The sequence below is a fragment of the Indioceanicola profundi genome (genome assembly GCF_003568845.1).
Taxonomy (GTDB): domain Bacteria; phylum Pseudomonadota; class Alphaproteobacteria; order Azospirillales; family Azospirillaceae; genus Indioceanicola; species Indioceanicola profundi.
On sequence record NZ_CP030126.1, the window covers coordinates 181,091 to 205,939 of the forward strand.

The 24,849-nt window shown below is 67.4% G+C and carries 23 protein-coding genes; 12 read left to right on the forward strand and 11 right to left on the reverse strand.

Features of this window, described 5'->3' with window-relative positions; genetic code table 11:
- The first annotated feature begins 150 nt into the window (after positions 1-150).
- The 3 genes from DOL89_RS00905 (at position 151) to DOL89_RS00915 (ending at position 5,387) form a co-directional block, all read left to right on the forward strand.
- Positions 151-3,402: an AsmA family protein gene (locus DOL89_RS00905; RefSeq protein WP_162937254.1), complete on the forward strand. Its 3,252-nt coding sequence runs from the start codon at positions 151-153 to the stop codon at positions 3,400-3,402.
- 79 nt (positions 3,403-3,481) lie between these two features.
- Positions 3,482-4,264, forward strand: a complete 783-nt coding sequence (locus DOL89_RS00910) for a 3-hydroxybutyrate dehydrogenase (protein WP_119680153.1) — start codon at positions 3,482-3,484, stop codon at positions 4,262-4,264.
- 22 nt (positions 4,265-4,286) lie between these two features.
- Positions 4,287-5,387: a patatin-like phospholipase family protein gene (locus DOL89_RS00915; RefSeq protein WP_225889843.1), complete on the forward strand. Its 1,101-nt coding sequence runs from the start codon at positions 4,287-4,289 to the stop codon at positions 5,385-5,387.
- Positions 5,388-5,414: 27 nt separating this feature from the next.
- Here the strand turns inward: DOL89_RS00915 and DOL89_RS00920 are convergent, their stop codons facing one another.
- On the reverse strand, positions 5,415-7,223 hold the full coding sequence (locus tag DOL89_RS00920) for an acyl-CoA dehydrogenase (RefSeq protein WP_119677460.1): 1,809 nt from the start codon (positions 7,221-7,223) through the stop codon (positions 5,415-5,417).
- A 206-nt stretch (positions 7,224-7,429) separates the two neighbouring features.
- Positions 7,430-9,184 carry an ABC transporter transmembrane domain-containing protein gene (locus DOL89_RS00925; RefSeq protein WP_404813501.1) on the reverse strand — a complete coding sequence of 585 codons (1,755 nt, stop codon included), beginning with the start codon at positions 9,182-9,184 and terminating at the stop codon, positions 7,430-7,432.
- Between the two features lie 264 nt (positions 9,185-9,448).
- Here DOL89_RS00925 and rpmE point away from each other — a divergent pair, with 264 nt between their 5' ends.
- Entirely contained in the window at positions 9,449-9,670 is a 222-nt protein-coding gene (gene rpmE, locus DOL89_RS00930) for a 50S ribosomal protein L31 (protein ID WP_119677462.1), read from the forward strand.
- 122 nt (positions 9,671-9,792) lie between these two features.
- On the opposite strand, the gene DOL89_RS00935 is transcribed toward rpmE, so the two are convergent.
- Positions 9,793-10,194, reverse strand: a complete 402-nt coding sequence (locus DOL89_RS00935) for a DUF1465 family protein (protein ID WP_119677463.1) — start codon at positions 10,192-10,194, stop codon at positions 9,793-9,795.
- Positions 10,195-10,499: 305 nt separating this feature from the next.
- On the opposite strand from DOL89_RS00935, the gene DOL89_RS00940 reads away from it, so the two are divergent.
- Positions 10,500-10,976 (forward strand): Hsp20 family protein, encoded by a 477-nt coding sequence (locus tag DOL89_RS00940; protein WP_119677464.1) that lies wholly within the window; start codon positions 10,500-10,502, stop codon positions 10,974-10,976.
- A 279-nt stretch (positions 10,977-11,255) separates the two neighbouring features.
- Here DOL89_RS00940 and DOL89_RS00945 read toward each other — a convergent pair whose 3' ends face one another.
- Complete coding sequence (locus DOL89_RS00945) at positions 11,256-11,681, reverse strand: sigma-70 family RNA polymerase sigma factor (RefSeq protein WP_404813473.1); 426 nt, start codon at positions 11,679-11,681, stop codon at positions 11,256-11,258.
- 352 nt (positions 11,682-12,033) lie between these two features.
- Between DOL89_RS00945 and DOL89_RS00950 the strand changes: the two genes are divergently transcribed.
- The gene (locus tag DOL89_RS00950; protein WP_119677466.1) at positions 12,034-13,149 is read left to right on the forward strand and encodes an acyltransferase family protein; all 1,116 of its coding nucleotides are present in this window, start codon (positions 12,034-12,036) and stop codon (positions 13,147-13,149) included.
- 15 nt (positions 13,150-13,164) lie between these two features.
- Here the strand turns inward: DOL89_RS00950 and DOL89_RS00955 are convergent, their stop codons facing one another.
- Complete coding sequence (locus DOL89_RS00955; RefSeq protein WP_119677467.1) at positions 13,165-15,075, reverse strand: propionyl-CoA synthetase; 1,911 nt, start codon at positions 15,073-15,075, stop codon at positions 13,165-13,167.
- A 275-nt stretch (positions 15,076-15,350) separates the two neighbouring features.
- On the opposite strand from DOL89_RS00955, the gene DOL89_RS00960 reads away from it, so the two are divergent.
- Together DOL89_RS00960 and DOL89_RS00965 are read left to right on the forward strand one after the other, a co-directional pair.
- Complete coding sequence (locus tag DOL89_RS00960; protein ID WP_119677468.1) at positions 15,351-15,794, forward strand: VOC family protein; 444 nt, start codon at positions 15,351-15,353, stop codon at positions 15,792-15,794.
- Positions 15,795-15,847: 53 nt separating this feature from the next.
- The gene (locus DOL89_RS00965) at positions 15,848-16,780 is read left to right on the forward strand and encodes a cation diffusion facilitator family transporter (RefSeq protein ID WP_119677469.1); all 933 of its coding nucleotides are present in this window, start codon (positions 15,848-15,850) and stop codon (positions 16,778-16,780) included.
- A 36-nt stretch (positions 16,781-16,816) separates the two neighbouring features.
- Here the strand turns inward: DOL89_RS00965 and DOL89_RS00970 are convergent, their stop codons facing one another.
- Complete coding sequence (locus DOL89_RS00970; RefSeq protein WP_119677470.1) at positions 16,817-18,457, reverse strand: alpha-amylase family protein; 1,641 nt, start codon at positions 18,455-18,457, stop codon at positions 16,817-16,819.
- A gap of 172 nt (positions 18,458-18,629) precedes the next feature.
- On the opposite strand from DOL89_RS00970, the gene gpmA reads away from it, so the two are divergent.
- Positions 18,630-19,316 carry a 2,3-diphosphoglycerate-dependent phosphoglycerate mutase gene (gene gpmA / locus DOL89_RS00975; protein WP_119677471.1) on the forward strand — a complete coding sequence of 229 codons (687 nt, stop codon included), beginning with the start codon at positions 18,630-18,632 and terminating at the stop codon, positions 19,314-19,316.
- A 157-nt stretch (positions 19,317-19,473) separates the two neighbouring features.
- Here the strand turns inward: gpmA and deoC are convergent, their stop codons facing one another.
- On the reverse strand, positions 19,474-20,244 hold the full coding sequence (deoC, locus tag DOL89_RS00980; RefSeq protein ID WP_119677472.1) for a deoxyribose-phosphate aldolase: 771 nt from the start codon (positions 20,242-20,244) through the stop codon (positions 19,474-19,476).
- Positions 20,245-20,340: 96 nt separating this feature from the next.
- A complete protein-coding gene (locus DOL89_RS00985) occupies positions 20,341-20,754 on the reverse strand; it encodes a cytidine deaminase (protein WP_119677473.1) in 414 nt (137 codons plus the stop codon).
- Positions 20,755-20,892: 138 nt separating this feature from the next.
- Between DOL89_RS00985 and DOL89_RS00990 the strand changes: the two genes are divergently transcribed.
- The gene (locus DOL89_RS00990; protein ID WP_119677474.1) at positions 20,893-21,270 is read left to right on the forward strand and encodes a PH domain-containing protein; all 378 of its coding nucleotides are present in this window, start codon (positions 20,893-20,895) and stop codon (positions 21,268-21,270) included.
- Positions 21,271-21,276: 6 nt separating this feature from the next.
- Here the strand turns inward: DOL89_RS00990 and DOL89_RS00995 are convergent, their stop codons facing one another.
- Positions 21,277-21,750 (reverse strand): Lrp/AsnC family transcriptional regulator, encoded by a 474-nt coding sequence (locus tag DOL89_RS00995; protein WP_205574611.1) that lies wholly within the window; start codon positions 21,748-21,750, stop codon positions 21,277-21,279.
- Positions 21,751-21,785: 35 nt separating this feature from the next.
- On the opposite strand from DOL89_RS00995, the gene DOL89_RS01000 reads away from it, so the two are divergent.
- Positions 21,786-22,469 (forward strand): LysE/ArgO family amino acid transporter, encoded by a 684-nt coding sequence (locus tag DOL89_RS01000; RefSeq protein ID WP_225889844.1) that lies wholly within the window; start codon positions 21,786-21,788, stop codon positions 22,467-22,469.
- Between the two features lie 77 nt (positions 22,470-22,546).
- Here DOL89_RS01000 and DOL89_RS01005 read toward each other — a convergent pair whose 3' ends face one another.
- Positions 22,547-23,077 carry a carboxymuconolactone decarboxylase family protein gene (locus DOL89_RS01005; RefSeq protein WP_119677476.1) on the reverse strand — a complete coding sequence of 177 codons (531 nt, stop codon included), beginning with the start codon at positions 23,075-23,077 and terminating at the stop codon, positions 22,547-22,549.
- Between the two features lie 108 nt (positions 23,078-23,185).
- Positions 23,186-23,725, reverse strand: a complete 540-nt coding sequence (locus tag DOL89_RS01010) for a peroxiredoxin (protein WP_119677477.1) — start codon at positions 23,723-23,725, stop codon at positions 23,186-23,188.
- A 160-nt stretch (positions 23,726-23,885) separates the two neighbouring features.
- Between DOL89_RS01010 and DOL89_RS01015 the strand changes: the two genes are divergently transcribed.
- Positions 23,886-24,803 carry a LysR substrate-binding domain-containing protein gene (locus DOL89_RS01015; RefSeq protein ID WP_119677478.1) on the forward strand — a complete coding sequence of 306 codons (918 nt, stop codon included), beginning with the start codon at positions 23,886-23,888 and terminating at the stop codon, positions 24,801-24,803.
- Positions 24,804-24,849: the final 46 nt, after the last annotated feature.

The window sequence follows — 24,849 nt, forward strand, 5'->3', positions numbered from 1 at the left end:
CACTCCCGCTGGGCTGATGGCATGACAGCTTAGCCGAAGCGGGCGGACCTGCAAAAGCCGGAACTCCGCAACCAGCCGGTTCAAAGGGAGCTGCGGCGGCGCTATGCTCCGGCTGGAGCAGTGGAACTCCTGGATATTGGATTGGCGCAGGTGAAAAAGGTTCTGATCGGGGGCGGCGCGGTCATCCTGCTGGGGGCGGGCGCCCTGCTGGCCGCCCCGAACTTCATCGACTGGAACCAGTACAGGGACGAGGTCGCGACCGCGTTGGAGTTGGCTACCGGCCGGTCCGTCGCGATTGCGGGCGATCTTGACCTCGCCCTGCTGCCGAAACCCGTCCTTTCGGCCAGCGGCGTCAGCCTGCGCCCGGACGGCGCGCAGGACGGGGATGCCGCTCCGCTGGCCGAAATCCGGGCGGTGGACCTCTCCGTCCGTCCCTGGGCATTGCTGCGCGGCGAAGTGCAGGTGGAAAAGCTGTCGCTGGTTGAGCCGCGGATGCGGGTGGAGTTGCTGCCCGGCGGCGATATGCTGATGCCCATCGATCCGGGCGCGTTGGGCGGCAATCTACGCATCGACCGGCTGGACGTGCGGAAAGGAACCCTGACCCTGGTGGACCGCCGTGGGGTCTCGCCGCGGCAGTTCACGGCGGACGAGGTGACGGGCACTGCGGATGCCGGCGGGGCGGACGGCCCCTACCACTTCAACGGCAGCTTCGCGCTGCGCGGTCAGCCCCTCTCGCTCGACGTCACCAGCGGGCGCATGGCTGCGGGGCAGGCGCTTCCGCTACGCCTCGTGCTCGGCCTGCCGGACGGGGCCGCCGCCCGCTTCTCCGGCATGCTGGACCATGACGGCCAGCCCGGCCTGGAAGGGGAAATCCAGGCGCAAGGAAATCGGCTTTCCCCCATGATCGCGGCTGTGCGCACTGTGGCGGGACAGGCTGATCCGGATGCCGCTATTCCGGCCGGCGACCAGCCCTTCACGTTGCGGGCCCGCCTGGACTGGCAACCGGCCCTGCTGGCACTGGACGGGATCGAGGCGTCGGTCGGCGACAGCCGCGCGGTCGGCAGCGCCGAAATCCCGCTGCAGGCGGCGGACCGGCCGGGCAGCCTGGTGCTGTCCTTCACCCAGCTTGACCTGGACGCCTGGACCGGGGGGGAGCTTCCGGCTTTGCCGACGGCGGCCCGCTTCGATCTGGACCTGCTGGCGGATGCCGTGATCCTGCGCGGCGGCGCCCTACGGGACGCCAGCCTCGTCGGGCGGCTGGAGGAGGGCACGCTGACGCTGGAGCGGGCGGCTGCAACACTGCCCGGCGGCACCGCGGTCAGCCTGGACGGCGCAATCGCGGGCAGTGCGGGTCGGCCCGACTTCGACCTTGCCCTGTCAGCCGAGACGGAAACCCTGCGGGACACCCTGGCCTGGGCCGGGCTGGACGTGGCGAACGTACCGCTGGAATGGCTGCGCCACGCGCGCCTCAAGGCCCGTGTCCAGGGCCATCCCCAAGACCTTCGCCTTTCAGACGTGGAAGCGGAGCTGGATACCACCAAGCTCACCGGTGCGCTGTCCTACAACGGCATGGGCAGGCCCGGCATCGGGCTGAGGCTGGATGCCGACCGGCTGGACCTGGACGCCTATCTCGGCGACCAGTTGCCGCCCGCCGGGCGGATTGCGGAATGGGCGCAGGACGTCGACCTGAATCTTGAGGCTGGGATCGGCCATCTCCGTCTCGGCGGAATTCCCGTGGAGGGGCTCGCCCTGTCCGGCACTCTGGCGCAGGGCGTGATCGAACTGCGGGAATTGTCGGCCAAGTCCGCTGCCGGGATGTCCGGCCGGATCAGCGGCCGGGTCGGCGGGCTGTTCCCGCTGAAGACCTCCACCTTGATGGTGACGGCCCAGGCGGAAACGCTGGCCCCCCTGTTCCGCGCCCTGGAACTGACCCCGCCCGTTCCGCCGGAGCGGCTGGGGGCGGTCACGCTGAACGGACGCATGGTGGGCGATGCCGCCCGCATGGCGCTGGAAGTGAATGCCGGTTTCCTGGACGGCACCGTGCAGGCCGGCGGCGAGTTGCGCGGGCTGGATGGTAAGCCCGAAGCCGATCTCAAACTCCGAGGCACCTTCCCGGAACTGGTGGATGTGGTCCGCCTTGCCCGGCCCGAATGGCAGCCCGGCACTCCGCGGCTCGGCGGCATGGATCTGTATGCCGAGCTGTCGGGGCCGGCGGACGATCTCTCCGCCCGCTCCATCATGGGCACGGTGGGGCCGACGACCGTATCGGGTGAGGCCGCGCTGGACCGCACCGGCGACCAGCCATCCCTGACCGCCCGCCTCACCACCGGCCCGCTGGAGCCGGCCATGTTCCTGCCGGCATTGGGACGGACGGATACCGGCATCGACCTGTCCTGGACGGAAAACCTCGCCTTGGCCCTGGAGCTCGGGGCGGAGCGGCTGACCCTTCCGCAGGCCGACCTGGAGAAGGCTTCGCTGGCCATGGCTGTCAGGGACGGCAGCCTCGACATCCATAACCTCTCCGGCCTGTGGCGGGGCGGGGAGCTGGAGCTGGAAGGCCGGCTGAAGCAGGAGCGCGCGGCGGAGGGGAGCGGCCCGCCGCCCGCCGCCGCATCCCTTCGCCTGAAGCTTGCCAATGCCGAATGGCCGGAAGGCGGGGAGGCGGGCAAGGGCGTCGGCCTGTCCGGCGGGCGCTTCGACCTGGATTTCGAGGGGGAGGGAAAGGGCGCCGACCTGGAGACGATCCTGCGGGGCCTGGCCGGGGCCGGCCGGTTCACCCTGCGCGACACGGTGCTGACCGGGCTGGACCTGCAACGGCTGGCGACGGAGCTGGGGGAGGTGAAGGGGAGGGAGCCGGCGGAGGCGCTGCTGAAATCCGCCATCTCCGGCGGCCGTACGCCGGTCGCCAGGGTGGAAGGGCCGGTATCCCTTGAGGACGGGGGGCTGGCGACCAAGGGGCTGACCGCCGAGTCGCCGGCCGGCGAGCTGACTCTGACCGGCCGCCTGAACCTTGGCGACGGAATGCTGGAGGCGGAGCTGGGGATCGATCCCGCCGCACCGCCTGCCGCCCCGGCCCTGACCGTCGCCTTGTCCGGCCCGATCACCGCGCCGGAGCGGCGGATGCAGGCGGACGACCTGCTGGCCTGGGCAGCGGCGCGGGCCGCCTTCGTCCCGCCGCCGCCCTTGATCATCCGGGAGGAGACGTCCGACGGCCTGTCCGGGCCGCCTGCCCCTGCCGCCAGACCTCCCGCCGCCGATATGCCCGCAGTGGAGGAGCAACCACTGGCGCAGCAACCCCTGGCGCAGCAGCAGGAACAGCCGGACGAGCCTCCGCCGGGCACCGACCGGGACCTCTTCATCAAGGGCATCCTGGACAAGTTGAAGGACGGTTCAGGTTCTTGATCTGGATCGGCGGGCGGGCTTGGGCTATGCATGTGGCGGAACACCACCAGCCGGAGGAGCCGTCATGACCAGCCCTGCCATGCTCAAAGGCAAAGCCGCCATCGTCACTGGGTCCACCAGCGGCATCGGGCTGGGCATCGCCCGCTCGCTCGCCCGCGCCGGTGCGGATGTCATGCTGAACGGCTTCGGCGACGCGTCGGAGATCGAGGCGATCCGGCGGGAGATCGAGACCGGGTTCGGTGTCCGCACCTTCCACAGCAGCGCCGACATGTCCAAGCCCGAGCAGATCGAGGCCATGATCCAGCAGACCGCCGAGGGGCTGGGCAGCGTGGACATCCTGGTCAACAATGCCGGCATCCAGCACACGGCGTCGGTGGTGGACTTCCCGCCCGCCAAGTGGGAACAGGTGATCGCCATCAACCTGTCGGCGGTGTTCTACGGCACCCATTACGCCCTGCCGCTGATGCAGGCCAAGGACTGGGGCCGCATCGTCAACATCGCCTCCGCCCACGGGCTGGTGGCCAGCGCCAACAAGTCGGCCTATGTGGCGGCCAAGCACGGCGTCGTCGGCCTGACCAAGGTGGTGGCGCTGGAATGCGCCGAGGGGCCGATCACCTGCAACGCCATCTGCCCCGGCTGGGTGCTGACCCCGCTGGTGCAGAAGCAGATCGATGCGTTGGCCGCGCGGGAAGGCCTGTCCATCCCGGAAGCGGAGGTGAAGCTGCTGGAGGAGAAGCAGCCCACCAAGCGCTTCACCACGCCGGAACAGTTGGGGGAGCTGACGGTGTTCCTGTGCAGCGACGCGGCGGCGAACATCACCGGCGCCTCCCTGCCGGTGGATGGCGGCTGGACGGCCCGCTGAGCCAGTCCCGACAGGAGATATCGTGACAGAATCCGACATGCCGGGCCCCGACGGGGCCGGCAGCAGGTCCAAGCCCGGCCGCCGCAAGGCCGGCACCCGGCCCCCGCTCACCAAAACGGTCAATCTGGCGCTCCAGGGCGGGGGCAGCCATGGCGCCTTCACCTGGGGCGTGCTGGACAAGCTGCTGGAGGACGGGCGACTGGGCGTGGAGGGGATCAGCGGCACCAGCGCCGGAGCCGTCAACGGCGCGCTGCTGTCCTACGGGCTGCTGACCGGCGGGCGGGAAACGGCGCGGGAGCTGCTGCACCGGCTCTGGCGGCGGCTGGCCAAGGCCAATGCCTTCGGGCCGATGTCGCCCTCCTGGCTGTCCGGACTGACCGGCGACCCGCATCTGGACTGCCACCCGGTCTATGCCGGCTTCGACCTGATGATCCGGATGATGAGCCCGTACCAGTTCAACCCGCTGGGGCTGAACCCCTTGCAGGACGTGCTCTGCGGGCTGATCGATTTCGATGTGCTGCGCAAGGCCACCGGCATCCGGCTCTATGTCTGCGCCACCAACGTCACCCAGGGGAAGCTCAAGGTCTTCACCGGGGCGGAGCTGTCCTCCGACTGCCTGCTGGCCAGCGCCTGCCTGCCCTTCCTGTTCCAGGCGGTGCAGATCGACGGGGAGCATTACTGGGACGGCGGCTATATGGGTAATCCCACCATCTACCCGCTGATCCATGACTGCACGGCGCGGGACATACTGGTGGTGCAGGTGACGCCGGTGGAGCGGCCCAGCGTGCCCACCACCCCGACCGCCATCGTGGACCGGGTCAACGAGATCAGCTTCAGCTCCAGCTATCTGCGGGAGCTGCGGTCGGTGGAGCTGATCAACCGCCTGATCGCGGAAGGGCGGCTGACGGCGGAGGAGGCCGGGATGAAGCCCGTCCACCTGCACCGGATCGAGGCGGAGGAGCGCATGGCCCGCCTCGGCGTCTCCTCCAAGCTCAACGCCGACTGGGGCTTCCTGACCGAGCTGCGCGATCTGGGCCGGGACTGCGCCGCCAGATGGCTGGAGCAGCGGTACGATTCGGTCGGGACTGAAAGCAGCTACGAGGTCGGGCGCTTCTTCGTCTGAAGCAGCGCCCGTCCCCTTACGGCCGCCTCAGAGCCAGTCCGGATCGGTTTCCAGCGTGGTGCGGTCCATGCTGGCGACCAGGGCAGCCTGGGCCTCGATCTTCGGCAGTTCCCAGGCGTAGAAGTAGCGGGCGGCGGCCAGCTTGCCCTGGTGGAAGGCGGCATCCCCGCGCCCCTCCGCGATCTGTGCCGCGGAGGTCAGGGCCAGCTTCAACCAGATCCAGGCCATGACCGTGTGGCCGAACATCTCCAGATAGGCCACGGCGTTGGACAGGCTCTCCGCCACCCGGCCTTCCATGCGGGCCTTGGCGACGGCGCGGGTGGTGGCATCCACAGTGCCGAGCGCCTTTGCCAGCGCGTCCGCGAAGCCGGCCAGCAGGGCGGCGTTGCTTCCGCCGGCCTCTCTCGCCTGGGCGATAGCGGCCTGCATCTCCCGCGCCAACAGGGCCAGGGCGGCCCCCTCCTTCATGAACACCTTGCGGCCCAGCAGGTCGGCGGCCTGGATGCCGTAGGTGCCCTCATGGATCGGGTTCAGGCGGTTGTCGCGGTAGTACTGCTCCACCGGATAGTCGCGGGTATAGCCATAGCCGCCCAGAATCTGGATGGCCCATTTGTTGGCCTCCAGGCAGTGCTCCGACGGCCAGGATTTGGCGATGGGCGTCAGGATGTCTAGCAGCAGCCCGACCTCCTCCCGCCGCTCCGCACTCTCCGCCGTGCGCTGCTCATCCACCAGCCGGGCGCAGGCGAGGCAGAGGGCGAGGGCGCCCTCGCTTGCCGCCTTCTGCTGGAGCAGCATGCGGCGCACATCGGAGTGCTCGATGATCGGCACCATGGGGGCCGTGGGGTCCTTCGCCTCCGGCAGGCGGCCCTGCGGCCGGGTGCGGGCGTATTCGGCGGAGTAGCGGTAGCCGGCATAGCCCAGCGCGGCCGCCCCCAGCCCGACGCCGATCCGGGCCTCGTTCATCATATGGAACATGTAGGCCAGGCCGTGATGCTCCTTGCCCACCAGGAAGCCCTGGCAGCGCCCTTCCTCGCCGAAGGACAGGATGGTGCTGGTGGTGCCGCGATAGCCCATCTTGTGCAGCAGGCTGACCAGCCGGACGTCGTTGTCCTGACCAAGCCCGCCATCCTCGCCGACCCGGAAGCGGGGCACGATGAACAGGCTGATGCCCTTCACCCCGGCCGGCGCGCCCTTGATCTTGGCCAGCACCATGTGGACGATGTTCTCCGACAGCTCATGCTCGCCGCCGCTGATCCACTGCTTGGTGCCGGTGATGGAATAGCTGCCGTCCGGGTTCGGGGTGGCAGTGGTGCGGATGTCGGCCAGGCTCGATCCCGCCTGCGGCTCCGACAGCGCCATGGTGCCGAAGAAGCGGCCGGTTAGCATGTGGGCCAGATAGCGGGCCTTCTGCTCCTCGCTGCCGAACGCCTCGATCAGGTTGGCGGCCCCGATGGTCAGGAAGGGATAGGCGGAGGTTGCGATGTTCGCCGCCTGGAAATAGGTGAAGCAGGCCTGGACGATGGTCCAGGGAAGCTGCAGGCCGCCCCGCTCCTCATCGTGGTGGGCGGCCAGGAAGCCGGCCTCGGCGAAGGCGTCCACGGCGCGCTTCACCTCCGGCAGCATCACGACCCTGCCATTCTCCACCCGCGGTTCGTTGGCGTCGGCGGCGTGGTAGTGGGGGGCGAACAGCTCGTCCGCCAGCTTGGCGGCGGTGTCCAGCATCTGCTCCACGGTGGAGCGGTCCACATGCTGGAAGCGCGGCTTCGCCAGCAACCCGTCCAAATCCAGGATGCCATCCAGCAGGTACGCGATCTCCCGCGTGTCCATCCGGCTCATTCTTCTTGTCTCCAGGCGTTTCTCCCTGGCCTGGAGACTAAAAGAAACCCGAGGGCCGCGTCGAGCGGGCGCCGCTCCGGTGCCCCCCCACCCTCTCTCCGTCACCCCGGCGGAAGCCGGGGCCCAGAGGCCACAAGCACCGCCCTCGGGATTCCTGGGTCCGGCTTGCGCCGGGATGACGGGGAATTGAGGGTGGTGCCGGGGGCTCAATCCCCCGCCTGACGCGCCCAGCCGGCATTTTCATCCGGGCGGTTGGAGTCGAACTGGAGCGCGGCCAGACGGGCATAGAGCCCGCCCTGGGCGATCAGCTCCTGATGCGTGCCGGTGGCGATGACGCGGCCGGCATCCATCACGGCGATGCGGTCGGCGTTCAGCACCGTGGCCAGCCGGTGCGCGATGATCAGGGTGGTGCGGCCCACCATCAGCTTTTCCAGCGCATCCTGCACCCAGCGCTCCGACTCGGCGTCCAGGGCGGAGGTCGCCTCGTCCAGCAGAAGGACCGGCGGGTTGCGCAGGATGGCGCGGGCGATGGCGATGCGCTGGCGCTGGCCGCCGGACAGGCGCACGCCCTTCTCGCCCAGGAAGGTGTCCAGCCCTTCCGGCAGCGCCTCCAGGAACTCCAGCGCATGGGCGGCGCGGCAGGCCTCCCGCACCTCCTCGTCCGTGGCCTCGGGCCGGCCGTAGCGGATGTTCTCCCAGGCGTTGGTGGAGAAGATGACCGGGTCCTGCGGCACCAGCCCGATGCGGCTGCGCAAATCCTGCGGATGGGTCTGGCGGATATCGACGCCGTCCAGCAGCACCTGCCCGCCCTGCGGGTCGTAGAAGCGCAGCAGCAGTTGCAGCACCGTGCTCTTGCCGGCCCCGCTGGGCCCCACCAGCGCCACCGTCTCCCCCGGCGCGACGGACAGGTCGAAGCCGGTCAGGGCCGCGTCCTTCGGGCGGGAGGGATAGTGGAACACCACCTGCTCGAACCGCACCTCCCCGCGCACCGGGCGGGGCAGGGGAAGCGGGTTGGCCGGGGCCTGGATGTCGGAGCGGGTGGAGAGCAGGTCGAACAGCCGCTCCGTCGCGCCCGCCGCGCGGGCCAGGTCGCTGGACACCTCCGACAGGGCGCCGACGGAACCGGCGACCAGCACAGCATAGAAGATGAAGGCCGACAGCTCGCCGGCGGAAATCCGGCCGGCGATGACGTCATGCCCGCCCATCCACAGCACGAAGCCGATGGCCCCGAACACGAGCATGATGACCAGCATGGTCAGCCAGGCCCGCGCCTTGACCCGCTTCAGCGACACGGCGACCGCATCCTCCACGGCCCCGGCGAAGCGGCCGCGCTCCATCTCCTCCCGCCCATAGGCCTGGACGGTGCGGATGCCGGACAGCACCTGATCCACCCAGTGGCCCACATCGGCGATGCGGTCCTGGCTGGCGCGGGAAAGCTGGCGGACCTGCCGGCCGAAGATCACGATGGGCGCGACCACCAGGGGCACCACCAGCAGCACCATGCCGGTCAGCCTGGGGCTGGTGATCAGCAGCAGCGCGATCCCGCCGATCAGCAGCAGCGCGTTGCGCAGGGCGATGGAGACGGTGGAGCCCACCACCACCTGCAACAGGGTGGTGTCGGTGGTGAGGCGCGACTGGATCTCCGAGGTCCGCGTGGTCTCGAAGAAGGCCGGGGACAGGCTGACCATATGGTCGAACACCCGCTTGCGGATGTCGGCCACCACCCGCTCCCCGATCCAGGAGACCAGATAGAAGCGGGCGAAGGTGGAGGCGGCGGAAAGGGCGATCACCAGCAGCAGCCAGAGCAGCGACTGGTTCAGCAACTCCACATTCCCGGCCGCCACGCCGCGGTCGATCAGATATTGCAGCCCCTTGGGCAGGCTCAGCACCGTGCCGGCGGCCACGATCAGCGCCAGGGCGGCGCCCGCCATCTGCATCCTGTAGGGCGACAGGAACGGCATCAGAAGGCGTAGCGGCTTCAGGTCCCGCTTGGTCGCGGCGCCGGAATCCTGATCTGCGGGCCGGAGGTTCGCCTCGGCATAGCTGGGTTCACGGAACGCCACGGGATTACCTTCTGGGATCGGCGGGCTGGGGTGCTTGGCATCGTCCTAACCGCTCCCCCGCCCGAGGGCAACAGTTCTGCCGGGTGCGCATGCGCGTCACATGGTTGCAACCCGGCCCCGGTTTGAGTATATAGCCGCCTTCTTTTTGCAGGACCGCCGACCATGAAGACCGACATCCATCCCGATTATCATGAGATCACCGTCGTCATGACCGACGGGACCTCCTTCCAGACCCGCTCCACCATGGGCAAGGCCGGCGACACGCTGCGCCTGGACATCGATCCGAAGTCCCACCCGGCCTGGACGGGCGTGCAGAAGCTGCTCGACACCGGCGGGCAGGTCGCGAAGTTCAACAAGCGCTTCTCCGGCTTCGGCATTAAGTAAGCCGACTTCCAGAGCACGCTTGGACGTGAAAGGGCGCCGCGGCAATCGCGGGCGCCCTTTTCGCGTTTGCGCCGTGCTGATGGAAAAGGAAGCGATGACGCTCGGCCGCTATAGGCGGTCCTTCAGGCGACGGCCTTGCGCACCATCTCGCCCAGTCGATCCACGCGCATGTATAGGCTGTGGCTGCGTGCCAGCAGGGAGCGGAGGCCGCTCGGCAGATCCTCATTGTCGGAGCCCGATTCATCGGTGCAGACGGGCCCGCCGGACAGGGCGAACTCCTCCGACGCGGCCTGCTCCGCCGACATCTCGCCCGCATGCGCGGCGCGTTGCGCCAGCAACCACGCCATCACCTGGGTCAGGCGGCTGGTGACCCGCATGCTCTCATAGCTGACCTGGAGGCGCAGCGCCGGCGGCAGGGACCGCTGGTCGATAGGCTCCTGATAGGCGATGTAGTTGCGGGTTTCCACCAGCAGCGACATGGCTTCATCATAGGTCCTGTTGAAGAACGCTGTCGGTCCGTTCACCGCCCGCCTCTCCCGGGCATCGGCCCGTGCTTAGCTACAACTGTAGAGGTTAACCGCAGAGCGGTGCAATGGCTCCCGGACCATCAGGGGAGTCGCCGGCTGCGCGGAAATTCCCACTTTCCGCGGCTCCTTTCGCGCGCCGTGCCGAACGGTGTCCCCCATGTTGGAGACCCTCTTGACGGTGTGGCGGGGCATTCCTACCTCATCAATCACGGCGGGACGCCCTGATGGGGTTCTGGCCGTACACCAGGGGCCGGCCGGATGCCGGCGGCCCCGCGACGACGTATCGCTCAAGGAGGATACATATGCGTAGCTATGACCTGTCGCCCCTGTTCCGTTCCACCGTCGGCTTCGACCGCATGACCCGCCTGCTCGAGGCGGCGCTGAACGCCGATGAGGCCGGAACCAGCTATCCCCCGTACAATATCGAGAAGCTGGGCGACGACCAGTACCGGATCACCATGGCCGTGGCGGGCTTCCGCCAGGAGGACCTGGAGATCACGGCTCACCCCAACCTGCTGGTGATCCAGGGCAAGTCCGCCGATAAGGAAGGCGGCACCTTCCTGCACCGCGGCATCGCCGGCCGGGCCTTTGAGCGCCGCTTCCAGCTTGCCGACCATATCCGCGTGGTGAATGCCGCGCTGGAGAACGGTCTGCTGCATGTCGAACTGGTGCGCGAGGTGCCGGAGACGCTGAAGCCCCGGACCATCCAGATCCAGCCGGCTGCGGCCGCCAAGGCGATCGAGGCCAATACCGGCGTCGAGCAGAAGGCTGCGGCCTGATGCCAGCAGGGTGCTGCGTCACGCGACGGCGCAGCACCGGCTTTACCGGGCCGGCGGGTCCGTCTCTGGAACCCCGGCCCACCTGACTGAGTATGTTGAAGTCTCCCCCATGGAATGGGGTCCGGAACGGGCCCGAATTAAAAGGGCCGCGGTCGATGCCGCGGCCCCATTTTTTTGATTTGCCCCGCCCGTTCAACTCGTACTTACGGGCGTAACGGTATGCAACGGGTGCACGTCAGTCAAGCCGTATTAACAAGGTGTTGATGATTGCCGCCGTCATCATGCCCCAACCGTCTCCTCCTCGGGAGTCAAGCGACGGCGCAGGGTGTCGCGGGCGCGGGACACGCGGGACATGACGGTGCCGGGCGGCACATCGACGACACGCGCGACCTCTTCATATTTCAGGCCGGCGATGGCGACCAGCAGCACCACCCGACGCTGATCCTTGGGCAGGGCGGCCAGCCCGCGCACCACATCCCGCAGCAGGACCCGGTCGTCCTGGGTGGAAGGGTATCCCAGCTTGTGCTTGAGGCTGTCCACGTCGACAGGGTCGGGACGCGCCACGCGCCGCCGCACCTCGTTGGCATGGACATTGTGCATGATGGTCAGAAGCCAGGACCGCAGATTCGTTCCCGGCTCGAACAGGTCCCGCCGGGACAGCGCCCGTACCAGGCTGTCCTGCACCAGATCGTCGGCCTCATCCATTCGATCGCGCACCAGCCGAAGCGCATATCGCCTGAGTGGTCCGATGTGTTCCGTGATCTCCCCGCCGAACCCGGCCACGCGTAACCCCCCGTCATTCCGTTTTCGAAACAACGCACGGATTGCCTCTTGGTTGCCTGCGGGAATGGCAAAAGCGCAGGAGGCGCAACACCCATAGGGATAGGGCGGACTCCCTTTCGCGCGCCGGACTCTGCGGTCGGCGGGTCTATCCATACGTGGATATGACAAGGCATGCCGGGAGCCGGAAAACACAGCATGAAGCAAATTTCAGACGGCTGTTCCGTGATGTCCTGTCGCGCGTTATCGAGTTCCCTTGTCGGTTGGGAGCGTGGCCATGAACCGTGGCCTTTCGGTCTATATGAACATCCTCCGCGGTCTGGCCGCGGTTGCCGTCGTCCTGTCCCATGTCGATTATCGGGGGATCGGCGGTCATGCCTTCGAATGGTTCCGGACGTCGGGTCTGGGGCATCAGGCGGTGATGGTGTTCTTCGTCCTGTCCGGCTACGTCATCGCGCATTCCGCCGAACGGACCCGGACCTTCTACGAATATGCGACGGCGCGCATCGCCCGGATGTACTCGGTGGTCATCCCGGTGATCCTGATCACCCCGCTGCTGTATCTGATCGGCCGCGCCATCGACCTGGGCGCATATGCCCAGACGCCGGGCTTCTACAGCGCGCCGCATTTCGTGACCGCCCTGCACACGCTGTTCTTCACGTCCGAATTCGGCTTCGACAGCTACCGCTACTTCGGCAATATCCCGCTCTGGTCGCTGAGCTACGAGGTCGCCTACTACGCCCTGTTCGGCCTCGCCTTCTATCTGCGGGGCTATGTCAGACTGATCGGTCTGGCGGTGCTGTCGCTGGCCATCGGCCCGAAGATTCTGCTCCTGATGCCGATCTGGCTGCTCGGCGTGCTGCTCTACCGCTATCGGGACAGGCTCGTGGTGAGCCGGGTCGTGGGGGCGGCCCTGGTGGCGGCCAGCTTCGTCCTTTACGCCGTCTATGCGCTGATCCACACGCCCGTGGACGAGGCCGGATTCCGCTTCTGGCAGGCGGCCGGCATCAACCCCCACGGAACGCTGGGCTGGAGCAAGTACTTCCTGACCGACTATCTGCTTGGCATCATCGTCGCCTTGAACATCATCGGCGCGCAGAGTTGCTTGAGCGGCGGGTTCGCCTGGCCGGCCCGCATCTGCTCCGTCTCAGACTGGCTGGCGGACCGGAGCTTCTCGCTCTACGTCTTCCATGTGCCGTTCCTGTATCTGTGCGCGGCGATGCTGGGCGCCTACCGGGCGACGCCCATGGGCGGGGCGATCATGCTGGGAGTCAGCATGGTCGCCTGCTTCGCCCTTGCGCCCGTCACCGACCTGCGGAAGCGGGAATGGCTGGCGCTGGTCCGGTCCCTGACCTCGCCGCTCCAAAGCCGTGCCGGCATGTCCGCCGGGTGACGGATGCCGGCTGGCCTAACCGGCTGGCCGCTCCTTGGCGTAGCCCAGGCTGCGCAGGGCCTGCCCGATCTCATCCAGGATGGCGGGATCGTCGATGGTGGCGGGCATTTTCCAGCTTTCCGCATCGGCGATCTTCTGCATGGTGCTGCGCAGGATCTTGCCCGACCGGGTCTTGGGCAGCCGGTCCACCACCACGGCCTGCTTGAAGGCGGCAACAGGTCCGATCTCGTCGCGGACCAGCTTCACCACCTCCTTCACGATCTGCTCATGCGGCTTCTCCACCCCGGCCTTCAACACCAGGAATCCCAGCGGCACCTGTCCCTTCAGCTCATCCGCGACGCCGACCACGGCGCATTCAGCCACGTCCGGATGGCTGGCCAGCACCTCCTCCATCCCGCCGGTGGACAGGCGGTGGCCGGCGACGTTGATGATGTCGTCGGTCCGGGCCATGACATAGACATAGCCGTCATCGTCGATGAAGCCGGCGTCGGCCGAGTTGTAGTAGCCGGGAAACTCCGACAGGTAGCTCTTCCGGTACCGCTCCTCCGCGTTCCACAAAGTGGGCAGGGCACCCGGCGGCATCGGCAGCTTGCAGACGATGGAGCCGATGTCCCCCCGCTTCATCTCATGCCCGTCCGCGCCCAGGACGCGGACATCCCAGCCCGGCAGCGGCTTGCAGGTGGAGCCGTACTTGACCGGGAACAGCTCCAGCCCCAGCGGATTGCCGGTGATGGGCCAGCCGGTCTCCGTCTGCCACCAGTGATCGATGACGGGCACCTTCAGGTTCTGCTCCGCCCATTTCACCGTGTCGGGGTCCGACCGTTCGCCGGCCAGGAACAGGGCGCGGAACTTGGAGAGGTCGTAGTTCTTCAGCAGTTCCGCCCGCGGATCGTCGCGCTTGATGGCGCGGAAGGCGGTGGGGGCGGTGAAGAAGGTGCAGACGCCATGCTCCTGGATCACTCGCCAGAAGGCGCCGGCATCGGGCGTACCCACCGGCTTGCCCTCATACAGGACGGTGGTGCAGCCCTGGAGCAAGGGGGCGTAGACGATGTAGCTGTGACCCACCACCCAGCCCACGTCGCTGGCGGCCCAGAACACCTCTCCCGGCTTGACGCCGTAGAAATGCTCCATCGACCATTTCAGCGCCACGGCATGGCCGCCATTGTCGCGCACGACGCCCTTGGGCTGCCCCGTCGTGCCGGAGGTGTAGAGGATATAGAGCGGGTCCGTAGCCTGGACCGGCACGCATTCCGCCGGCTCCGCCTTCGCCATCTCCTCATCCCAGTCCAGGTCCCGGCCGGGGGTGAGGGCGGCCTCCGCCTGCGGGCGCTTCAGGACGATGCAGCGCTCCGGCTTGTGGGCGGCCTGCTGGATCGCCTGGTCCAGCATCGGCTTGTAGACCACCACGCGCCCCGGCTCGATCCCGCAGGAGGCGGAGACGATGACCTTGGGCTTCGAATCATTAATGCGGGTCGCCAGCTCGTGCGGGGCGAAGCCGCCGAACACCACGGAATGGACGGCGCCGATGCGGGCGCAGGCCAGCATGGCCACCACCGCCTCCGGCACCATGGGCATGTAGAGGATGACGCGGTCGCCCTTCTCCACCCCCTGCGCCCGCAGCACGCCGGCGAAGCGGGCGGTCTGGTCCTGGAGTTCGGCGAAGCTGACGCTGCGCTTCGAGCCGGTGAGGGGGCTGTCATAGATGATGGCGGCCTGATCGGCACGGCCCTCTGCCACATGCCGGTCGACGGCGTTGTGGCAGGTGTTCATCTCCCCGCCCACGAACCAGCGATAGAGGGGGGCGTTCGACTCGTCCAGCACCTTGTCCCAGCGCCGGCTCCACTCGATCTGCTCCGCGGCTTCGGCCCAGAACCCCTCCGGGTCCTCCAGCGACCGGCGGTGCATCTCCTCATAGCGGCCCGTCATGGCGCGAATCCTCCTGCCCTTATTGTTGCTTTCTTTCCCGGAACTTACTGCCCGAAGTAAGGTCCATCCCGCTTGCATCTGCAACAGCGAAAAAATCGATCCTACCGATGCGGCTCCTGCGGCAAACCGACCCGTATGGGCAGGCGCCGCGATCCCGCTTCCCCTGATAGGGATGGCGGGGCGAGCCCGCATTGATATCGCTCAACCGGCCGCCGCCTGGACCATGCCGCCGGCGGACGGTATCGTCCTCATCCAGCCGAGACGGGTGCCATAGCATGTCCACATCAACCGCGAGCCTGGAAGGTTCATCGCCGGCTTGGCCGGACGGGATCACCGTGACCCGCCTGCGCGTTGCCCGTCCCACCGACCGGCTGGAGGCGGTGGTCGCCTTCTATTGCGACGGGCTGGGGCTGCCCCGGCTGGGCGGGTTCCAGGACCATGACGGCTATGACGGGGTGTTCGTCGGCCTGCCCGGCTGGGAGACGCATCTGGAATTCACGCGGCACCGGGCCGGCAGCCCCTGTCCTGCCCCCAGCAGGGACAATCTGCTGGTCCTCTATGTGGACTGCCGGGAGGAACTCGACCGCTGGACCGCCCGCATGGCGGCCCGCGGCCACGCGCCGGTGGAGCCGGAAAATCCCTACTGGAACGGCCGCGCCGTCACCTTCGAGGACCCGGACGGCTGGCGCGTGGCGATCTCGCTACGGCCGGGAACATGACAGGGCGGCGGGTGCCCTGTTGACGCGGCAGACATTGAATAGCAGGCGGATGAATGGGGCGGGGACACACACACGGCGACGCGCATGACCATCACCGACAGGGCCATGGTCACCATCATCATGGGACCGGGAACCAGGCCCGTCTGTTCTGGGCGCTGCTGCTGACCGGCGGGTTCATGGTGGCGGAGATTGTGGGCGGGCTGCTGTCCGGGTCGCTGGCCTTGCTGGCCGATGCTGGCCACATGGCGACGGACACGGCGGCGCTGGCCCTGTCCTGGTACGCCCTGCGGGCGGGCAGCCGGCCGCCGACGGAGGTTCATTCCTACGGCCAGCACCGCTTCCAGGTATTGGCGGCCTTCATCAACGGGGCGAGTCTGGTCGGTATTTCCGTCTGGATCGTGATCGAGGCCATCCAGCGCCTGGCTGAACCGGTGGAGGTGCTGGGCGGGACCATGCTGGCGGTGGCGGCGCTCGGCCTTGCGGTGAACATCGCCGCCTTCCTGATCCTGCATGGCGGCGGGCAGGAGAATCTGAACATCCGCGGGGCCACCCTGCATGTGCTGGGCGACCTGCTGGGATCGGTGGCGGCGCTGCTGGCGGCCGGGGTGATCCTGTGGACGGGCTGGACGCCTATCGATCCGATCTTGTCGGTGCTGGTTTCGCTGCTGATCCTGCGCAGCGCCTGGGTACTGCTGGGCCGGTCCTGGCATGTGCTGATGGAGGGGACGCCGGACGGGCTGGATCTGGCGGCGCTGAAACGCGACCTCACCGGGGCGGTGCCGGGCGTCACCGACATCCATCATGTCCATGCCTGGTCCCTGACGCCGGAGCGTCCGCTGGTGACAATGCACGCGAATATCGAGCCCGGTGCGGACCATGACGACGTGCTGCGCCAACTCCAGTCCCTGCTGAGGGAGCGGTTCGGCATCCGCCACGCCACCATCCAGGTGGAACGCGAGGGCTGTGCTGGGCCGAGCGGGTGTTGATCGGGCGATTTCTGGCCGAACGACTGCCGGCCGGGCCTACCGCCGCGTGCCGTCCGTCCGCATCCAGCGGTATCCGTAGCCGTTCAGGCTGATCGGCTTTTCCGGGTCCATCTTATCTTCCCCGTCATAGGACTGGTCGCAATACACGTCGTGCATACTGCCCACATCCTCGTCCAGCCCCTCCAGCCGCACCTTCTGCGGCTTCGGGGAGAAATTATGCAGCAGGACCATGCGGCCTTCCTGCCACTTCATCGTGTGGGCAAGCACCGCCTCCGTCCCGGCGTCCAGCACCGTCAGTTCGCCCCAGCCCAGCTCCGGCGATTCGCGCCGCACCCGTGACGCCGCCTCCACCCAGTTCAACAGGCTCTGCCGGTCCCGCCGCTGATGCTGGACATTGACCTTGTCAAAGCCGAAGGGGCCCTTGGAAATCACCGGCCGCACCAGCTTGTCGGCCGGGGCCGCGGAGAACCCGCCATTCTCCTCGGCACTCCACTGCATGGGCGTGCGGACGGGAAAGCGGTCGGGCAGGTTCTGGAGGTCGCCCATGCCGATCTCGTCCCCGTACCAGATGACGGGTGAGCCGGGCAGGGTGAAGAGCAGGGAGAAAACCAGCTCCAGCCGCTTGCGGTCATTGTCCAGCATGGACGCCAACCGCCGCCGGATGCCGCGACCGTAGAGGCGCATGCTCTCATCCGGGGCGAATGCGCGGAAGCACTCCTCCAGCTCCTCCGGTTCCAGCCGGCCCAGATCCAGCTCATCATGGTTGCGCAGGAAGTTCGCCCATTGGGCGCGGAGCGGCATGGAAGGCAGGGTGCGCATCACCTTGCGCAGCTCCGTCGCCTGATTCCGCGCCAGACACAGGAACAGGCGCTGGTTGACGATGAAGTTGAACATCAGGTTCATGCGGTCGCCTTCGCCCACATAATCGGGCACCTCGTCGGCGGTCACATTCGCCTCCGCCAGCAGTGCGGCGTCGCCGCGCCGCCAGGACATGAAGGCGCGCATGTCCTCCAGCCATTCGTAATGCCGCTGGAACCGGTACTCCTCCTTCAGGCTTTCGATCACGAAAGGGGCGGCATCCATCCGGAAGCCGGACACGCCCAGCTCGAGCCAGAACCCCATGATCTTCTGGATTTCCTCCCGCACGTCCGGATTGTCCGGGTTCAGGTCGGGCGAAAAGTCGTAGAAGCGGTGGAAATAATAGGCCTGCGCCTCCTCGTGCCAGGTCCAGGTAGTTTCCTGCTGGCCCGGGAAGACCATGCCTTCATGGGCGTTGTGGGGCTTCTCCTTGGACCAGAGATACCAGCTCCGCATGGGGCTGTTCTCGTCCTTCACCGCCTCCTGGAACCAGGGGTGGTCGATGCTGGTGTGGTTCACGACCAGGTCGATGATGACCCGGAGACCACGCTCCCGCGCCAACTGCATGAAGTTGACGAAGTCGCCCAGCGAGCCTAGGCGCGGGTCCACGCTGTAATAGTCGCTGATGTCGTAGCCATTGTCGCGGTTGGGCGTTTTGAAGAAGGGCAGCAGCCAGATGCAGGTGGCGCCCAGCCCGGCGATATAGTCCAGCCGGTCGGTCAGCCCCTTGAAGTCCCCGATTCCATCGCCGTTGCCGTCCATGAAGGTTTCGACGTCGACGCAGTAGAAGACGGCGTTCTTGTACCAGATGTTCTGCATGGGACGGACCGGCGTTGGACCTGGGGATAATCCGGATGCAACAGCCCGTTCCCTCGTTCTGTCCCGCCCATTCGGGCTGGTACACGCCTGACTGGGGCCTTTCTCCCCGGCCCGCCGCGTGCTAGACCGCGACGAAACCGATGTTTTCACAAGATTTCATGGGAAAGCGCCGATGACCAAGCTCGTGCTCCTCCGCCACGGCCAGAGCGAGTGGAACCTCGAAAATCTGTTCACCGGCTGGGTCGATGTCGACCTGACCCAGAAGGGCGTGGAAGAGGCGCGAGCGGCCGGGCAGCGGCTGGCGGCCGCGGGCTTCGACTTCGATGTCTGCCACACCTCCGTTCTGAAGCGCGCCATCAAGACGCTGAACCTCGCGCTGGAGAGCATGGACCGGCTCTGGCTGCCGGTGCAGAAGGACTGGCGGTTGAATGAGCGGCACTATGGCGGGCTCCAGGGGCTGAACAAGGCCCAGACGGCGGAGAAGCACGGCAAGGAGCAGGTGCATGTCTGGCGCCGCAGCTACGACATCCCGCCGCCGCCACTGGAAGAGGGGGATGAGCGGCTGCCGGACAACGATCCGCGTTACCAGGGCCTGCCGAAATCGGCCCTGCCGCGCACCGAAAGCCTGAAGGACTGCGTCGCCCGCGTGGTTCCCTACTGGAACGAGGCGGTCGCCCCGCAGGTGCGGGAGGGCAAGCGCGTCCTGATCGCCGCCCACGGCAACAGCCTGCGCGGTCTGGTCAAGTACCTCTCCGACATCTCCGACGAGGAGATCCCCGAATTCGAGATCCCCACCGGACAGCCGCTGGTCTATGAGCTGGACAAGGATTTGAAGCCGGTCGAGCGCTATTTCCTCTGAGGCGCTGATGAATGCGGGGCGGAAGCATGGCCCCGCATCCACGCATCTCCGTCATCCGGGCGTAGCTTTAGCTGATGCCGCAGGCGGCTAAGCCGGGAGTTCCAAGAGCGGTGTGGGTGGCCCTGGGTCCCGGCTTTCGCCGGGATGACGGCTGTAGTCAATAGCTGGAAGAGTTGCCCGCCCCAGCCCCGTGGCCCAACTCCGCCAGAACGGCATCCAGCAGGCCGGACGCGCCGAAGCGGAAGGTCTGCGGCGTGACCCAGCCCGGCCCGCAGATTTCATCCGCCAGCGCCAGATACTCCCCGGCCCCCTGTACGTCGCGGATGCCGCCGGACGCCTTGAAGCCGACATTGCGGCCCTGTCCGGCTGCGTCGCGGCAGGCCTCCAGCAGGATGCGGGCGGCCCCCGGCGTAGCGCCCACCGGGACCTTGCCGGTACTGGTCTTCAGGAAGTCGGCCCCGCCTTCGACCGCGATGCGGGCGGCCTTGGCGATCAAGGCGGGCTTGGCCAGCGATCCCGTCTCCAGGATCACCTTCAGGGTAGCGCCATTGCAGGCCGCGCGCACCGCGGCCATCTGCTCCGCCGCCTTCACCCCCTGCAGGGTGATCACATCGGCATAGTTCAGCACGTAATCGATCTCGTCCGCCCCGTCATCCAGGGCCTCCGCGATCTGGCGCAGCACCTTCTCGGTAGGGAAGCTGCCGCCGGGGAAGTTCACCACCGTGGCGACCCTGACATTGGTATCGCGCAGGTTCGATTTGGCGATGGCGACGAACAGCGGCCAGATGCACACGGCCGCCACGGGCGCCGCCGGCGTCACCGCCCGCTCGCACAGCCGCGCCACGGCATCGGCATCGTCCGAATCGTTCAGGCTGGTCAGGTCGATCAGCGGCAGCGCGCGGGCGGCCACGGTGGAGTCGCTCGTCATGGGCAAGGCCCTCGTTTCGTGATCTTCAACGCCCTCGCCCTTCGGCAAGCTCAGGGTGAGGGCTTGTCCGCGCCGCGCTCTGGGGAGGGGCTGACCTCAGAATCCCAGATTATCCGGTCCGAAGCTGTCGGGCAGGATTTCGTTCAGCGTGTAACTCTTGCGCCAGCCGCCGGCATCGAAGACGTGGATTCTCGTTTCGGGCGTGGAGAATTCGCGGATGCGCTGGCGGCAGCCGCCGCAGGGCGTGCACAACGTGCCTGTGCCTTCCTCCCCGCCGACCACCGCGATCTCCACGATGCGCTTGGCGCCGGACATGATCATCCCGCCGATGGCGGTGGATTCCGCGCACTGGCCCTGGGGATAGGATGCGTTCTCGATGTTGCAGCCGGCATGGATCGTTCCGTCCTCGGAACGGATCGCGGCCCCGACCTTGAAGCGGGAATAGGGCACATGGGCGAAGCCGCGGGCCCGCCGCGCCGCCTCGAACAGGTCCTGGGGAATGTCGCTCATCAACCAAGGCTCCATCATCTGTCTCCGCGGAGCATAGTGATGGCGGCGGCGTCCCGCCAGTGCGCGCGCACCTTCCGGCCGCATCGCTGTTAAGGAGCGGATGGTCCGGAATGGCCGGACCGAAGGGGAGAGGAAAGCATGGGCATTCTGGGACGTTTCATGGGCCATGCCAGCTGCGTCGATCTGGAGAAGCTGGAACAGGAATTCTCCCAGATTCTGGTGGAGGGGGAGGCGATCTCCGGTGCTTACAAGCTGGTGCGCGATCTGCTGGTGCTGACCAACCGTCGGCTGATCCTGGTGGACAAGCAGGGCATGACCGGCCGCAAGACCGCCTATGTCAGCATCCCCTATGGCAGTGTCTCCCAATTCTCCATCGAGACGGCAGGCAGCTTCGACATGGATGCGGAGCTGTCGATCTGGGTTCGCGGTCGCTCCGAACCGATCAAGCAGGATTTCGGCCGCGGCAGCTCGATCCACGAGGTGCACCGCATCCTGGCCGGCCATGTGCTGAAATAAGGCCGCTCAAGCCCCCACGGGTGCCAGGATCTTGCCTTCCACCTTGGTGCTCAGCACCAGCACGGAATGGGTGGCGCCCAGCGGGGCCAGGGCCGTGATGACCCTGTCCAGGTGCTGCACATTGGCGGCGGCGATCTTCAGCAGATAGCTGTCCTCCCCCGTCACCTCGTGGCACTCCAGCACTTCGGCCGTGTCGGCGGCGAAACGCTCAATGGCGGAGTCCTGCCCGGGAAAGGCGCGGATGCGCACGAAGGCCGCCAGTTTCCAGCCCATCGCAGACCGGTTGACCTGTGCCCGGTAGCCCTGTATCAGCCCAGCCACCTCCATGCGCCGCAGGCGCTCGGCCACGGCGGGGGCGGTCAGCCCGACCTTGCGGCCAAGCTCGGCGTAGGGTTGTCGGGCGTCCTCCTGCAATTCCGCCAGGAGACGGCGTCCGACCTCATCCAACAGGTCCGGGTCCATTGCGTGTTTCGCTCCCATACGGGCGATCCTAGCCGGACCGGGCCGTTTCCGCCATGCCGCGCACTGTCTCCGCCGGCGCCATCGGGGAAGCAAAGGACGGAGCGTTGCGCGTGCTGGAAGAGCTGGGCATCATTTTCCGCGGCATCATCCTGGGCGTTGCCATCGCCGCCCCGGTCGGCCCCATCGGCCTGCTCTGCATCCGCCGGACGGTGGAGCGCGGCCTGGCCGTGGGGCTGGCTACCGGTTTCGGGGCAGCCGCGGCCGATACGATGTTCAGCGCCGTCGCCGCCTTCGGCATCGGCGCTATCCTGGACGCCATCACCGGCCACGAGACGCAGCTCCGCATTGTCGGCGGGCTGTTCCTGATCGTGGTCGCGATCCACAGCTTCCTGCGGGAACCGAAGGAGCCGGCGCGCCAGCAGGTGCGGAACCTGCCCCGCGCCCTGGTCAGCGGATTCGCCCTGACGGTCAGCAATCCCGTTACCATCCTGGGCATCACCGCCATCGTGGTCGGCTTCGGCGGGGAGCTGGAAGGTGTTCAGCGCTGGACCCTGTTGGGCGGCATCTTCCTGGGCTCGCTGGCCTGGTGGTGCATCCTGTGCGGCGGCGTCGCCCTGATCCGCGACCGCATGAACCCGCGCACGGTCCACTGGATCAACATCGGAACCGGTGTCTTCCTGGTGCTCCTGGCCGTCTGGGCGCTGGGCGGGGTGTGGTGGAACTGGGTAGCAGGCTGAGTCCAAACAAAAAGCCCCGGACACGCGGGGCATCCGGGGCTTCATCCGCCCTTCGGGGGCGGGGGACGTCAGGCCGCTCAGGACAGCGCGTTCTCCGCGTCCAGCACCGTGGCGACGGCGTGGATGACGGCGGCGATGCGCACGGCGTCCTGGATGTTCTCGGTGGTCATGCCCTTGGACTGCACCTCGCGCTCATGCGCCTCGATGCACATGCCGCAGCCGTTGACGGCGCTGGCGGCAAGGGACCACAGCTCGAAATCAACCTTGTCGACGCCGGGGTTGCCGATGATGTTCATGCGCAGGCGGGCCGGCATCTTCTTGAACTCGGCGATGCCGGACAGGTGCACCGTGCGGTAATAGACATTGTTCATGCCCATGATGGCGCCGGCGGCCTTGGCGGCGTTCAGCGTGGCCTCGTCCACATGCTGGGCGGCTTCCGCCACGATGGCGCGGGTGACGTCGTCCTGGCGCGCGGCATAGGCAGCAGCCACGGCGGAGCCCCAGGCCTGGTGCGGCTTCAGCGAGGAGGTCGTCAGGACCGAGCCGATGTTCAGGCGCAGATCCTTGGCATATTCGGGAAGGCGGGCCTTCAGCGCGTCGATCGACATGGGTGGGTCACTCCGTTCGCGGGATTGTTCGGTTCTTGCAAGGAAAAGGCGGGCGGCGTCGGGGGAACGCCGCCCGCCCTGGTCAAGATCGCCCGATGGGTTGGGGGATCAGGCGACCTTGAGGACGTCCTCGCCCTTCTGCCAGTTGCAGGGGCAGAGCTCGTCGGTCTGCAGCGCGTCGAGGGTGCGCAGCACCTCGTTCACGTTGCGGCCGACGGACAGGTCGTGCACGGAGGCGAAGCGGATGATGCCGTCCGGATCGACGATGAAGGTGGCGCGCAGGGCGACGCCCTCCTGCTTGTCCAGGATGCCCAGCTCGGTGGACAGCTCGCGCTTGATGTCGGCGAGCATCGGGAACGGCAGGTCCTTCAGGTCGGCATGGTTCTGGCGCCAAGCCAGGTGCACGAACTCGCTGTCGGTGGAGGCGCCGAGCACCTGGGCGTCACGGTCGGCGAACTCGGTGTTTAGCTTGCCGAAGGCGGCGATCTCGGTCGGGCAGACGAAGGTGAAGTCCTTCGGCCAGAAGAACACGACCGTCCACTTGCCCTTGTAGGTCTCGTTGTTGATCTGCGTGAAGGCGGTCTTCGGGTCGGTGGAAACGACGGCCTTCAGATCGAAAGCGGGAAACTTGTCGCCAACGGTCAGCATCTTTAAAAGCTCCCTTTAGAATGGTTGGGGTGGCCATGCATGGCTACCGCCTTGCACAAAATCATGCTGCAAGGCAGCAATTCAAGAACGGTTCTAGAAATCGCGGGAGGGGATCGGATTTGCCAATCGTTTGTTCCGCTTGCGGTGATAGGGAAATCCGATGACGGTTAATGCCACCCTGCGCCAGTTCCGCTATCTGGTGGCGCTTGCGGACACGCTGAACTTCTCCCGCGCAGCCGCCGCCTGCCATGTCAGCCAGCCCAGCCTGTCGGCCCAGATCCAGCAGTTGGAAACCGCCCTGGGCGCCAGTCTGGTGGAGCGGACCAAGCACCGCGTCCTCCTGACGCGGGCAGGGGAGGAGGCGGTGCGTCGTGCGCGCGATATCCTGGCGCGGGTGGAGGATCTGGGGCGCGCCATGCAGGCGGTCGGCTCGCCCCTGGCCGGCCCCCTGCGGCTGGGGGTGATTCCGACCTGCGGCCCCTATTTCCTGCCGCGCGTGCTGCCCAGCCTGCGGGAGGCCTATCCGGAGCTGAAGCTCTATCTGCGGGAGGATTTCACTGAGCGGCTGCTGGACCGGCTGCGGGGGGGCGAGCTGGATGCGGCGCTGCTGGCGCTCCCCTTGCCCGAATCGGGGCTGGATTGTGAACCGATCTTCCGCGAGCCCTTCCTGCTGGCGGTCCCGCCTGGCCACCGGCTGGCGGCCAAGCAGCAGATCCTGGAAAGCGAGCTGACCGGACAGCCCCTGTTGCTGCTGGAAGACGGCCACTGTTTCCGGGAGCAGGCGCTGGAGGTCTGCCGCCTGTCCGGGGCGCGGGAGGATCAGGGATTCGCCGCCACCTCGCTCGCCACGCTCGCGGAGATGGTGGCGGGTCGGTTGGGCCTGACGCTGTTGCCCGCCCTTGCGGCCCCCGTGCTGGCGGCCAACGGACAGATCAAGGTCCGTCCCCTGGTCGATCCGGTCCCGTCCCGCACCATGGCCCTGGTCTGGCGGCGCGGCGCCCCGCACGAACCCGATCTGCGCCAGCTCGCCGGCCTGCTGCGGGATCATCTGCCCGACGGCGTGGCGGCGGCGCGCTAAGGCGGCATTAACCATGAAGGGCGTTATCTGCCGGCCTTCCCACTCC